12 protein-coding genes are annotated in these 12,446 nt (G+C 60.9%); 1 reads left to right on the top strand and 11 read right to left on the bottom strand.

Annotated features, from left to right (window positions below):
* Positions 1 to 5 precede the first annotated feature (5 nt).
* From C7T36_RS00570 to C7T36_RS00620, 11 genes are all read right to left on the bottom strand, one after another.
* Positions 6 to 746 carry an ABC transporter permease gene (locus C7T36_RS00570; protein WP_045071049.1) on the bottom strand — a complete coding sequence of 247 codons (741 nt, stop codon included), beginning with the start codon at positions 744 to 746 and terminating at the stop codon, positions 6 to 8.
* Positions 747 to 782: 36 nt separating this feature from the next.
* Positions 783 to 2,036 (bottom strand): cytochrome P450, encoded by a 1,254-nt coding sequence (locus C7T36_RS00575; RefSeq protein WP_045070091.1) that lies wholly within the window; start codon positions 2,034 to 2,036, stop codon positions 783 to 785.
* Positions 2,037 to 2,083: 47 nt separating this feature from the next.
* Positions 2,084 to 3,721 carry an acyl-CoA synthetase gene (locus C7T36_RS00580; RefSeq protein ID WP_033230869.1) on the bottom strand — a complete coding sequence of 546 codons (1,638 nt, stop codon included), beginning with the start codon at positions 3,719 to 3,721 and terminating at the stop codon, positions 2,084 to 2,086.
* Positions 3,722 to 3,747: 26 nt separating this feature from the next.
* Positions 3,748 to 4,995, bottom strand: a complete 1,248-nt coding sequence (locus C7T36_RS00585; protein ID WP_375128018.1) for a hypothetical protein — start codon at positions 4,993 to 4,995, stop codon at positions 3,748 to 3,750.
* 5 nt (positions 4,996 to 5,000) lie between these two features.
* On the bottom strand, positions 5,001 to 5,552 hold the full coding sequence (locus C7T36_RS00590) for a hypothetical protein (RefSeq protein WP_045070097.1): 552 nt from the start codon (positions 5,550 to 5,552) through the stop codon (positions 5,001 to 5,003).
* A gap of 16 nt (positions 5,553 to 5,568) precedes the next feature.
* On the bottom strand, positions 5,569 to 5,763 hold the full coding sequence (locus tag C7T36_RS00595; RefSeq protein WP_045070099.1) for a ferredoxin: 195 nt from the start codon (positions 5,761 to 5,763) through the stop codon (positions 5,569 to 5,571).
* A 3-nt stretch (positions 5,764 to 5,766) separates the two neighbouring features.
* Positions 5,767 to 7,197 carry a cytochrome P450 gene (locus C7T36_RS00600; protein WP_045070101.1) on the bottom strand — a complete coding sequence of 477 codons (1,431 nt, stop codon included), beginning with the start codon at positions 7,195 to 7,197 and terminating at the stop codon, positions 5,767 to 5,769.
* Positions 7,194 to 8,000, bottom strand: a complete 807-nt coding sequence (locus C7T36_RS00605) for an SDR family oxidoreductase (protein WP_033230874.1) — start codon at positions 7,998 to 8,000, stop codon at positions 7,194 to 7,196. The genes C7T36_RS00600 and C7T36_RS00605 overlap by 4 nt, the downstream gene beginning before the upstream one ends.
* On the bottom strand, positions 8,000 to 9,205 hold the full coding sequence (locus C7T36_RS00610) for a cytochrome P450 (protein WP_045070104.1): 1,206 nt from the start codon (positions 9,203 to 9,205) through the stop codon (positions 8,000 to 8,002). The genes C7T36_RS00605 and C7T36_RS00610 overlap by 1 nt, the downstream gene beginning before the upstream one ends.
* Entirely contained in the window at positions 9,202 to 9,777 is a 576-nt protein-coding gene (locus C7T36_RS00615) for a TetR/AcrR family transcriptional regulator (RefSeq protein WP_033230876.1), read from the bottom strand. The genes C7T36_RS00610 and C7T36_RS00615 overlap by 4 nt, the downstream gene beginning before the upstream one ends.
* Positions 9,778 to 9,878: 101 nt before the next feature.
* The gene (locus C7T36_RS00620) at positions 9,879 to 10,736 is read right to left on the bottom strand and encodes a mycofactocin-coupled SDR family oxidoreductase (protein ID WP_045070108.1); all 858 of its coding nucleotides are present in this window, start codon (positions 10,734 to 10,736) and stop codon (positions 9,879 to 9,881) included.
* Positions 10,737 to 10,960: 224 nt separating this feature from the next.
* Here C7T36_RS00620 and C7T36_RS00625 point away from each other — a divergent pair, with 224 nt between their 5' ends.
* On the top strand, positions 10,961 to 12,427 hold the full coding sequence (locus C7T36_RS00625) for an aldehyde dehydrogenase (protein WP_045070110.1): 1,467 nt from the start codon (positions 10,961 to 10,963) through the stop codon (positions 12,425 to 12,427).
* Positions 12,428 to 12,446: the final 19 nt, after the last annotated feature.

Genomic DNA, 12,446 nt, shown 5'->3' on the forward strand with positions numbered 1-12,446 from the left:
GCCGCTCACCCCGCCGTCAGCCTGATGCCCACCGCGGTCACGATGGTATTGACCACGAAGAGCGCCATGAATGCGTAGACCACTGTCTCGTTGACAGCCTCGCCAACACCTTTCGGACCGCCACGGACGGACAGTCCCCGGTAACACGCAACCAGTCCGGCGAGCATGCCGAACAGTGCGGCCTTCACCATCGACAAGGCAACTTCGGGTAATCCGGTGAGCAACGTGATGCCGTCGACAAACGCACCGGGATTCACGCCTTGGAGGAACACCGAGAAGATGTAGCCGCCGGTGATGCCGATGACGCACACAAGTCCATTAAGCAGCAACGCAACCACCGTCGACGCGACAACCCGGGGAATCACCAGCCGATTGATCGGATCGATCCCGAGCACTTCCATCGCGTCGATCTCCTCGCGAATGGTCCGCGAACCGAGATCTGCGGCAATGGCGGTGGCGCCGGCGCCCGCCACGATGAGGACAGTGACCACTGGCCCGACCTGGGTGACGGCGCCGAGTGCCGCCCCGGCTCCGCTGAGGTCGGCAGCACCGATCTCGCGCAGCAGGATGTTGAGAGTGAAGCTCACCAGAACCGTGAACGGCACTGCCACCAGAACCGTCGGTACCAGCGACACCCGCGCGATCATCCAACTCTGTTCGAGAAACTCCTGCACCTGAAAGCGTGTGCGTACCAGTCCCACCGCAACATCGGCACCCATTTTGTAGAACTGACCGAGTTGACGCATCGGCGCTGCCAGCGAGACCCGCCCGGTGTACACGGTTCAGTGCTCCACGGGACACGAGGCGTTGTTGCCGTAATCGACCCTGAATTCCTTGATCCCGTTGATCCACCCTGATGCCAACCGGCTGGGATCACCAAGTTTGCTGATGTCCGGCATGTGGTCGGCGATCTTGTTGAAAATCAGGTCGATCTCCATCCGGGCCAGGTTGGCGCCGACGCAGTAGTGTGGCCCGGTACCACCAAAAGCCAAGTGCGGATTGGGATCACGAAGAATGTCGAATACGTCCGGGTTCTCGAACGCAGATTCGTCGAAGTTCGCCGATCCATACAGGAGCACAACACGCTGCCCCTTCTTGATCGGAGTTCCGGCAATCTGAGTGTCCACCAACGCCGTACGTTGGAATGACGTCAGCGGCGACGCCCAGCGAATGATCTCGTCGGCCGCCGTGCGTGGACGCTCACGCTTGTACAGTTCCCATTGATCCGGGTACGCCAGAAACGCCATCATCCCGAGTGTTGTTGCATTGCGTGTTGTCTCGTTGCCCGCAACCGCCAACATGATGACAAAGAAGCCGAACTGTTCCGGCGTGAGAGCCTCACCGTCCACGTTCGCCTGGACCAATCGCGAAATGATGTCGTCGAGCGGTTCGTCGCGACGAGCCTCGGCAAGCTGATACGCGTACCCGAGTATCTGCGCCGACGCCATTCTGGACTCCCCGGCCATGGATTCGTCGTCGTATCCGGTCATCTGATTCGACCATTCGTAGAGCTGGCGTCGAGCCTCCTGCGGAACTCCGATGAGGTCCGAGATCGCCTGCATCGGTAGCTCACTGGCAACCTGCTGGACAAAATCACCGGTACCCGACGCCGCCGCGGCTTTCGCAATCTCTTCGGCTCGCTCTTCGAGCCCGGCTCGCATCGCTTCGACGGACCTGGGTGTGAACAATCGCGCCACCAACTTGCGCAACTGGGTATGTTCGGGCGCGTCCTTGTTGATCAGAACGTATTTACTGACTTCCAGTTCTTCGGCGGTGATGTTGTCTTCATGGCGTGGGACGCACCCGTTGACGTTGTTGGAGAACTCCTCCGAACGCAGCGACACGTCACGCACGTCGGCGTGCCGCGACACTACCCAGGCGCCACCGTCGTGGAAACCGCCGGTTCCCGGTTCCTGCGCGTTCCACCACACCGGAGCGCAGCGGCGTAGTTCCGCGAACTCGGCAAGGGGAACACGCTTGCCGTACATCTGAGGGTCGGTGACATCGAAGCCGTCGGGAAGGTTCAGCTCGGGCATTTCGGTTGCTCCTCTTGCAGGCAAGGCGCCGCGCGCGCCGAGGCGGACTAATCGATGCGGTGAACCGGCTCCTGACCGAGGGCGTACTCCTTCGCCCAGCGGTAGTCGGGTTTTCCGCTTGGCGCTCGCACCACCTCGGACGCAATCCAGAACGCACGCGGAATCTTGTACCCGGCAAGCTGGCTCCGAGTGTGTTTCTCGATCGACTCGAAATCCGGAACAACACCATCGCGCACCCTGACCACGGCCGAGACTCGGCTTCCCCAGCGTTCGTCCGGCAGCCCGATGACGGTGGCGTCGTAGATATCCGGATGGGCCTTGACGACGGCCTCGACCTCTTCGACGAATACTTTCTCGCCGCCGGTGTTGACCACCATGTTTCCGCGGCCGAGCAGCGTGATGGAACCGTCGTCCTCGATCCGGGCGCGGTCGCCGGTGACCACTGCCCGTCCGCCGTCCACCGTTCGGAAGATTTCCGCCGACTTCACCGGATCCTTGTAGTAGCCGAGTGGGACGTTGCCGAGTTTTGCCAGCCACCCCTCGGCGCCGGAACCCGGTGGCAGAATCCGGTTGTCATCGTCGACTACCACCGTGAACCGGTTGGAACCCACCCTAGGTCCACCGTGCTGCTTCAACCCTTTGGCTGCGAATCCGATACCGCCGAAGCCTGTTTCGGAAGAGCCCACCGAGTCGGAGATCATCAGATTCGGGAACACCTCGAAGAAGGCGTCCTTCACCGAACCGGAGAACAGCGCCGCCCCGGACGCGAGAACCGCCAAGCTGGACGCATCTGGTTGTAGTTCGCGGTGCGCTTCCACCAAAGGCCGCCCCATTGCGTCACCGGTGATCACCATGACCTGTGGCCGGTATTCGGCAACAACTTTCCAGACGTGTGCCGCATCGAACCGTGGTTCGAAGATCACGGTGTTGCCTGAGAACAGTGCGTTGAACGTCGGCATCAAGGCCGACGTGTGGATGAGCGGTGGCAGCATGCACCATCGCATAGGTTCTGCAGCCGCTGCGCCGCCACGGGATTGTTGGTACTCGTCGGCAATCGGCTCACCGGTGTAGAAATCGTAGCCACCGGCAAGAACTCGCCAGATGTCCTCTTGACGCCACACCACGCCCTTGGGTCGTCCGGTGGTTCCGCCCGTGTAGAGAATGTACGGGTCGTCTCCGCTCCGCTCGTCGAACGCGTCACTACCGGTGCGTTCCGGAGATTGCGGCGACAGCGCGTTCTCGTACGCGACCGCGCCTGGCACGGGCGGTTCGGCACCCGATGCAAGCTCGTCCGGCACCACCACAGCGTGCTTCACCCGAGGCGTGGATTCCAGGGCCTCGGCGACGCGAGCGGAGTACCCCCGATGGAACACGAGTGCCTCGAGATCGGCGTTGTCGTAGAGGTACACCAACTCGTCGGTGGTGTACCGATAGTTCACGGTGATCGGAACGGCGCGAACCTTGAACGACGCGAGGACCGCAACCATCGTCTCGATCGAATTGTGCATCTGAATTCCGATATGGGTGCCGTGCCCGAAACCCAACGACAGGAAATGATGTGCCAGACGGTTGGCCCGCGAGTCGAGTTCGCGGTACGTCACTTCCTCCCCCGACACGATCAGCGCTCGTCGATCAGGCATCGCATCGACGGAATGCTCGAAAAGGTCTGCAAACGTGTAGGCCATGAACGATCCTTTTCAGGGTCAGCCACTCAAACCACGAAGAGAGGCAACGGAATTCCACGATCTTCGAAAGCAAATGCTGCGCCGCTGCTCACTTTGGTGATGGCGACCTCGACACATTCCGGCGCAGCCTCCGCCGTCGTATCGACCGTGATCAAAAGCCCGGCCTCGGAATCGTCGAGCACCCGGGCTGTGAAATGTGGATTCACGCCGCGTACCAGTGCCTGAAGCGGATCCAGATGCTCACCGTCGATCAGAGTGGGCCAGCCACCGTCGGCGTCAACCAGGCCGGTCCGCGAAATCAAGATCTCGAGACTCTCTCCATCCCAGCGAATTTCACGCTCGACATATTGCTTCGGATTGAGCAACGGATGTAGCTCCAGCACCACCGACAGGCCTTCCAGATCCGGCGGCAGACCCAATGCGTCGCGGATGCGCTGCGAAGCGACGCCTGCAATTCCGGTGAGTTGTTTGAGCGTAATTTCTCGAGCTTTGTCCGCACTACTGCGCCCGCGCACCGCGAGCAGAAACCCCAGCGCAAGTAGGTGGTGTTGCAGGCACACTTCCTGCGCGATACGAACCAGCGCTGACTGGGAGAAGTCGGAGAAACGCAGATCCGAGAGCAGCGGTCCCGAGTAGTCGGCCGCCCCGTCGTCGCTGCCGTCGATCGGACTCAACTCAACCGACACCGCAGCAGTCCGGCCGATCTGCTCGGTGTGGGCCGTCATGACCGGCGGGACATGCGACGGGTCGATTACGACTGTCCACGCACAGTATGGGTGCCTGTCAGCAGGTTTGCGCGGCGGCCGATGGATCGGACGGATCTGCGCATGCGCATTGGTTGCTATCGCCGTCGCGTCGAACGTCGGGTCTTCGATGTCATGACACATGGTGGTGACGAACTCGTCCCCCAGCGGTTCGACGTCGGTCAGAGCGCCACAATGGTCGAGCCAGAACTCACCGTGTTGCGGGTCGTCGACGCGATAGCGGAAATCCATGAACTGCGGCGGGGCCCCGATGTCGAGTTGCAGTCCTTTGAAAATGGTCACGACGTCGTCACCCTCGTACCGCAGCGCCTTCTGCATCCGGCGGGTGTACCAAGGACTGGCGGATTCCCATTCCGCGATCGCAACCTCCGCCATGCCTTCGCGCCCGTACTCCACGATCAGGTGCGCCATCCCGGATCTGTCGATCAGCTGACCACAGAGCAGGAGTTCTGGCACCAACACAGCAAGGTCGCCGCGCGAGAGCGTCTCGAAGGACCCACCGACAGTCACCGGACTCACCACAGTGGAACCGGCGAGGTACCCGCGCGATACCAGCCTGGGAGTGGTTCGCCGGAGATCGATCGCTGAATGCGTGCCTGCATACCTTTGGACAGCGCGTTGTTCTGGATCATCTCCATGAACAGTGCCGAGACGTTTCCGAAGTCGAAGAAGTCACGCTGCCAGGACCATTGGAAATTTCCGCCGTACCGGAACCAACTACCGCCGATGCCGTAGACGGAGTAGTTACTGCCGTCGTCTCGTTTGGCGTCGGAGATCTGTTTCCACAGTCCGATGACGTTGCCACTGCGCTCGTCGATCACAAAGTCCTGATAGGGATACTCCCAGCCTTCGAGGCCGTTCATCTCGAGACCTAGCGCGACGGTGCGGATCTCTTCCCGACCGATCGCCATGAAATCCTGTTTGGGGCCGTAGTTCCAGCCGTAGGTCGCGTCCTCGGTGTACATGTCCGCCAACGGCTTCCAGTCGCCGGCGGCCTCGGCCTTCTTGTTCGCGTCAATCCAGCGTTGCACCATGTCGTCGAGCTCGGCGCGGTCGAATCCGGTCATGTGAACCTCTCCCTGGTCAGTCCTCGACAATTTTCAGTGCGCCTGTCGGGCAGTAACGCACTGCCATTTCCACCTCGTGTCGCTGCTCGTCCGGCAGCGGCTGATCGGACACTTCGACCTTGCCCCTTTTCGGAACCACAAAAACGTCCGGCGCTTCCAATTCGCAGGCGGCGTGGCCCTGACACAGATCCAGGTCGACTTCGACACGCATGACTCACGCTCCCCTGCCAGTATCGGATCGACTGCCTGTACCGGATCGACTGCTAGTACCGGATCGCCGCCGATATCTGACCGAGCACGGCTGCTCCAATTGCACAACCATCTTGCTGTGATCGTTGCGATAGCTTTCCGACGGTTGGGTCATCTCGAATTCGTAGTCGCGCAGCAGAATCGAAAAGATCGCCTTGAGCTGCATTTGGGCAAACGCCGCGCCGACGCACCGATGCCTGCCCGCTCCGAACGGAATCCACGTCCATCGATTGACGATGTCTTCCTGACGTGGATCGATGTAGCGGCCCGGATCGAATTCGTCGGGATTCGGGAAGTCTTCGGGAATGCGATTGGAAATTGCCGGGGTGGCCGCCACCAGATCACCTTCGCGAATTTCGAAACCACCTACCTCGAAGTCGCCGCGCGCCACCCGCAGCAAGATAATCAGCGGCGGATGCAGTCGCAGTGTTTCCTTCACCACGGCTTCGAGAACCGGGATCTGGCGCAGCGCGTGAAAACTGATGTCGGCACCGTCTGCGTACAAACTGTCGAGTTCCTCGACGACGTCGGCCATGACGACGGGATGGCGTAACAATTCGATCAACGACCACGCCGCGGTCCCGGATGTCGTGTGGTGACCGGCAAACATCATCGAAATGAAAATTCCGGTGATCTCGTCCGCACTGAAGCGCAGCTCACCGTTCTCGTCCTTGACCGAAACCAGGATGTCGAGCATGTCCCGGTCGTCCTTGCCATGGGGAGGATTCGCAATCCGCCCGTTCATGATCTCCTGAACCAGCGCAACCAAAGCCAGTCTCGCTTCGTCGCGTCGGCGAAAGCTCTCGATCGGCGCATACGGATCGACAAAGGCAAGCGCGTCGGTGCCCTGTTCCAGTTCGTGATAGAGCTTGGCAAAACTGTCGTCGAGTTCGTCGCGGAATTTCTTTCCGATCAGGCAGGCCGACGACGTGTAGATGGTTAACTCGGCGAAGAAATCGAGCAGATCAATCTCGCCCTCGTCGCCCCACTCTGCCACCAACGCTTCGACTTCCGTGCCGATTGTCGAAGCATGGCCTTTCATCTGCTCGCCGCGCAGTGCCGAGTTGTGCAGCATTTCCTTGCGCCGCTCAGGACTGGCGTCGAACACCACCCCCTCACCGAAGATCGGCTTCATGAACGGGTACGCAGCTTGCTGGTCGAGGTCCTCGTCAGTCGAACGGAAGAAGAATTCGTTTGCCTCGGCGCCGGACAGCAGGATCACCGTGCGATCGGCTAGTTGGAAGGCTCCCACGTCGCCGCACTCGTCGCGGACCCGGCGCATCAATGCGATCGGATCGGTACGCAGTTCTTCGAGATGACCGTGTTCGAGTTCGCCGCCGGACACCCGCGGGGGCTGCGGCAGCGTGCGCGGATTCTCCTGTACGCCGTGAGTCATGTCGTCTCCTGCGAAGTGTGAGTAGGACGAGGATTGAGTGGAGCTTCCGGCTGAACCTCCACCAGAACGAGGTGCGCACCTCGGGGAGCGGTCACGACGGCAACGATGGCGTTTGCGATATCGGACGGCCGCAGCATGTAGCCGTGTCGCGCGAAGCCCCACCTGGCCCACGATTCGCCGACGGGGCCGATGATCTCCGGCGTCGTGTCCATTCCCATCCCGGTCAACGTCGGTCCAGGCCTCACGATCGAGGCGCGAATGCCCGTGCCTTCGAGTTCCATTCGCATCTGACGCCCCATTGCTTCGAGGCCGGCTTTCGACGCGTCGTAAGCACCCATGAGCGGACGTTGCCGGTCGGCGCAATCCGAACCGATCAGCACAAAATCACCCCGTTGCCGCTCCCTCATGCCGGGCAGGATTCGGTGAGCGAGCCGTTGTGCACCGACAAGATGGACCTCGACCTGACGCAAGAACCGTTCGGGTTCCATTTGATCGGCGGCACCGAATTCGAGATCACCGGCACCCGATACGACGATTTCCACTGGCCCCATCGCTTTTTCGGCGGCAGTGACACACGCATCCACCGAGCTGCCGTCAGTGACGTCGAGGAAATGTGCCATGGCTTCGCCGCCGTTGCTGCGGATCTTTTCGGCAATCGCCTCGCACTCGGCTTCCCGCCTCGCTCCGAGGACGACTGGGTGACCGAGCTCCGACAGGGCATAGGCCGCCGCGGTGCCGATACCCGACGATGCGCCGCTGATCAAAGCGGTCCGCCGGGCCGGGTTGGGTTCGAAACGAGGCATCAGCGCACCTGCACCTTCACCGGCAGGGCAGCGAAGCCCCGCACATTTGTCGAATGGACTCTCTCGATACCCGCCTCGTCCACCTCGTAATCGCGCACGTGGCGGGCAAATTCGGCAAGAGCGATCTTCGCTTCGAGCCGCGCCAGGTGAGCGCCGAGGCAAAAGTGAACGCCCGCACCGAAACTCGCCAACTTGTTGGCAGAATTACGTCCGAGGCGAAACGCGTCTGCATCGTCGAAGACGTCCGGATCTCGATTGGCCGAACCGATCAGGAGCAGCATCTTCTCCCCCGCCGGAACCGTAGTGCCGTAGTACTCGAGATCGACAGTGGTCGTGCGAGCCACGATCTGACTCGACGTGTCGTAGCGCAGCGTTTCGTCCACCCACTCCGCTGACAGATCCGGATCACGAAGAACCGCCGCAATCTCGTTGCGATTGTGCGAGCCCCAGTACAGGGCGTTTCCGAGAAGTTTGGTGGTGGTTTCGTTTCCGGCAACGACCATCAGAAACATGAAGCCCAGAATCTCGGCATCCGACAGTTTGTCTCCGTCGATTTCGGCATCGAGCAGCGCTGATGTCAAATCGCCGGTTGGTGAACGACGACGCTCGGCGATCATGTCCTTGTAGTAGTTCATGAGGCTGATCGACGCTTCCACCGCAGCCGGCGGTACGTCGAGGACGCCGTCTTCGCGGTGCACAACCAGATCTGCTTTTCTCCGCAGTTCCGCGCGATCCGGTTCCGGAACGCCCATCAACTCGGAGATCACGTCCATCGGCAATTTGCCGGCCACTTCGGATATCCAGTCGAATTCCCCAGTGGCAAGTGCCGGAGTCAGGTTCGCCGTGGTGAGCTCGAGTATCCGCGAGTCCAGTTCGGCAACACGGCGGGGTGTGAAACCGCGAGACACCAACTGCCGCAGACGCATATGCCGCGGATCGTCCATGGCAAGAAAGGACATCACGTAATGCGCATGGGGCCCGTATGCTGCCGGGTCGAGCGAAACCCCGTTCGCACTCGAGAGTCGCTTGTTGTCCTTGAATGCACTCAGAACGTCCGAATACCGTGACAGCGCCCAGAATCCGACGTCGTCGTTGTGGTAGATCGGAGCTTCATTCCGCAATCGCGCGTAGGTCGGATACGGGTCGTCGTGAAAGTGGTAGTCGTACGGATTGAACACCACCGGTTCGATCAATGCTTCGGTCATGGATGCTCCAAGATCAGTCGTGCGGAAGCCTCCAGGCGTCCGGCAATGTACTCGTAAGTCCCATATCCCATTCCGGCCCGCAAAAGTGCTCCGGCATACAGCATTTCAATTGCCTCGATCCGATGTGGATTTACTACCGGATCCATTGCCGCAACCAACCTGCTGTGAATCTCGAATCCGATCCGGTCGCGAAGATGCTCAACCTCAGGATCGGTGCCCAGCAATGCATTGGTCACGGCCGCCGACACCTGCGGTTCATCGGCCAGCAGCAACGCAATGTTGCGCAGTACGGCCAACACTCGGGCGGTGGGGTCCGAACCGGTGCCGTCCGAGCTCGGGAACGCTCGCAACCGGCGCCAGAAGACCTCGGCAACAAGATGCTCCTTCGACGAGAAGTAGGTATAGGCGGTTGCTGCCCCCACCCCGGCCTCGGCAGCGACGGCGCGCACAGTCAAACCGGAATATTCATGCTCACGGAGCACGACAACGGCGGCTTCGGTGAGCTTGGAGACGGTGTCTGCCTGCTTACCGTTGAGGCGTCGGCGAGTCGATTCGTAACCATGACTGGACACATGTCTGGACGTTACTACAGGTACCTGTCCAGGGCAATGAATTCGAAATTTCAGTGTTAGCGAGCCAGTCATTCGCGCCGGTCACAGCCGAAAAGCGCACCTTAGAGGCCGATCTTCATACCGGCGCCCGCATCAACCCGAAGCTGCTGACCCGTGACAAATCGCGACTCGTCCGACGACAAATACACCACCGCGTGCGAGATGTCCTCCGGTTCCACCCATGGCGTCGGCATCGCCTGCATGAAAGGAAACGTCACAGCGGCATCTTCCGCGGTCGGGTTCTCCAAATCCGGACGAAAGGTCCGATACATGGGCAAGCTCTGCAGCATGTTCGTGTTCACATTGGTCGGATGGATCGCATTGACCCGAATCGAACTCGGCCCCAGTGTCAATGCCAACGACATGGTGTACGTCTGAATCATCTTCTTGGCCAAGCCGTATCCGTCACCGCCAGGCCCTTGCAGCGCCTGTTGACCGTTGAATCCGGTCTGCGGAACCAGGCCGGCCACGGACCCGATAGCAATGATCGATCCGCCCTCCCCCAGGTATTCCAAACCCGCATGGACGGTGTTCACGACGCCGAGAAAGTTCACGTCGAACGCGTCGACGAAGCCGGAATTGGAGACATGCTTACCCAGCGGACAGATCCCGGCATTGGCAACAACCACATGTAACCCGCCGAGCGTTTCCACGCCCTCTGCCAGGGCTTCTTCGACGCCGGCCCGATCTCGAACGTCCACCCTCGCTGCGACAACGCGGCGCCCGGTTTCCTTGACCAGCCTCGCGGTCTCATCCAAATCGTCTCGAGTGGCCAGCGGGTACTCATTGGTTGCGATGTCGGCGCAGATGTCGAACGCTATGACGTCCGCACCTTCCTGAGCCAGACGCACCGCATGACTGCGCCCCTGGCCACGGGCGGCGCCCGTCACCAGGACAACTTTTCCAGCAACTCTGTTCATCGGCCTACTCCTGCACTCGGATCGACACACGAAGGGAACCGCCCAGGCCCACAGCAGGGCACCGGATCGGGGATATCTGGTGGAGAACCGTAGCGCCCGAACCGACTAACCAAGACAGTTTTCGAATTCTCGGTACCCAAATCGCTTATGCCCGAAACTCATTGCCATGGACGATTGTGTGAACTAGAGTCCAGACATATGTCCAGAAAGGAAGAGTTCACGCTATGAACCTTCGACCCACAGACAGTTCCGCCCTTCTTGTCGACGGCAAACTTGTTCCCGGTTCCGGCGGCACCTTCGACATCCTCAATCCCGCCACCGAGGAAGTACTCGGTCAAGCGGCCGAAGGCACCTCCGTCGACATGGACGCCGCAATCGCCGCGGCCCGACGCGCCTTCGACACCACCGATTGGTCTCGGAACCACACATTTCGCGCACACTGCCTTCGCCAACTCTGCGATGCTCTCGAGTCTCATATCGAAGAGCTACGCGACATCACGATCGCCGAGGTCGGGGCACCGCGAATGTTGACCAGCGGCCCCCAACTCGAAGGACCGATCGACGACCTCCGATATTGGGCACAACTGATCGAATCCTATTCGTGGCAACAGGATCTCGGGAATGCCTCGCCGATGGGAGTCCCCACCCACCGTCAGCTACTCAAGGAAGCCGTTGGGGTGGTCGGTGCCATCACTCCGTGGAATTTTCCACACCAGATCAACTTCGCCAAACTGGGTCCGGCGCTCGCCGCCGGCAACACCATTGTTCTCAAACCGGCACCGGACACACCGTGGTGTGCCGCGTTGGTAGGCAAGGTGATCGCCGAGGAGACCGACATCCCCGCCGGCGTCGTCAACATCATCACCTCCACGGACCACTCGCTCGGCACACAACTGTGCGCCGACCCCCGTGTCGACCTGATCTCTTTCACCGGATCCACCGCGACCGGGCGTGCGGTGATGTCGACCGCGTCGAGCACCCTGAAAAAGGTGTTCCTGGAACTTGGCGGAAAATCTGCCTTCATCGTCCTCGACGATGCCGACATCAAATCCGCCAGTTCCGTCGCCGCATTCTCGGTGTGCGTCCACGCCGGGCAGGGCTGCGCTTTGAGCACGCGACTATTGGTGCCGCGCAGCCGATACGACGAAGCGCTTGCCGCCGCCACCCGGACCATGGCCGGCATTCGTGCTGCCGATCCGTCGATACCGGGAACCATCTGCGGCCCGCTGAGCTCCGCACGCCAACGCGAACGCGTCGAAGGCTATCTGAAGCTGGCCCAGGACGAAGGGGGCACCGTGGTCACCGGCGGCGGCCGACCGGACGATCAACCGTGCGGATACTTCATCGAGCCCACTTTGATTGCGGGACTGGAAAACTCGTCACGGGTCGCCCAAGAAGAGATATTCGGTCCGGTACTGGTGATCATTCCGTTCGACGATGACGACGATGCCATCCGCATCGCCAACGACTCTCCGTACGGCCTGTCAGGTTCGGTGTGGGGCACCGATCCCGATCGCGTCAACCGCGTCGTCGCTGGTGTACGCACCGGAACTTTGAGCGTCAACGGCGGAGTCTGGTACTCCGCCGACGCCCCGTTCGGCGGCTACAAGCAATCCGGAATCGGCCGAGAGATGGGCCTCGCCGGTTTCGAGGAATACCTCGAGACAAAGCTCGTCGCATCCCCCGCATAAGCACCTCACACACATCCGT

Source organism: Rhodococcus sp. AD45-ID (assembly GCF_003023755.1).
GTDB classification, from domain to species: domain Bacteria; phylum Actinomycetota; class Actinomycetes; order Mycobacteriales; family Mycobacteriaceae; genus Rhodococcus_F; species Rhodococcus_F globerula.